Origin of the sequence: Corallococcus caeni (genome assembly GCF_036245865.1) — a bacterium.
Taxonomy (GTDB): Bacteria; Myxococcota; Myxococcia; order Myxococcales; family Myxococcaceae; genus Corallococcus; species Corallococcus caeni.
In genome coordinates, this window is sequence record NZ_BTTW01000068.1 from 1 (window position 1) to 445 (window position 445).

General features: G+C 71.2%; 1 protein-coding gene. It reads right to left on the minus strand.

All coding sequences use genetic code 11. From position 1 onward, the window contains the following. Positions 1 to 445: condensation domain-containing protein (locus AABA78_RS38940; RefSeq protein WP_338270598.1), on the minus strand; the 445-nt coding region annotated here is incomplete at both ends.

Genomic DNA, 445 nt, shown 5'->3' on the forward strand with positions numbered 1-445 from the left:
GTGCTCGGTTTCGTTCAGCTTGAAGAGGAGGGTGCGCAGGAGGGGGCCGGTGCGCAAGTCGAAGGGCCGGCGCATCTCCGTCTCCACGCGGGCCCGCGTCTCGGGCTCGCGCTGCGCTTCGGGCACGCCCGAGAGGTCCACGAGGGCCAGGGGTTGGTGGCTGTCGGGGTGGATGACCTGGACAGGCGCTCCCTCCACCTGAGCGAAGGTGGTGCGCAGGGCGTCGTGACGGCGCACGACTTCCTGCAGGGCGCGCTCCAGCACGTCGGCGCGCAGGTGGCCTTCCAGCCGGACGGCGACGGGCACGTTGTAGAGCGAGCTGCCCGGCTCCAGTTGGTCGATGAGCCACAGCCGCTGCTGGGCGAAGGACAGCGGCAGCGGGCCGTCGTGCGAGACGCGGGTGAGTGGCGAGGCGCTGGTGCGGGTGAGTCCCTTCAGGCGAATG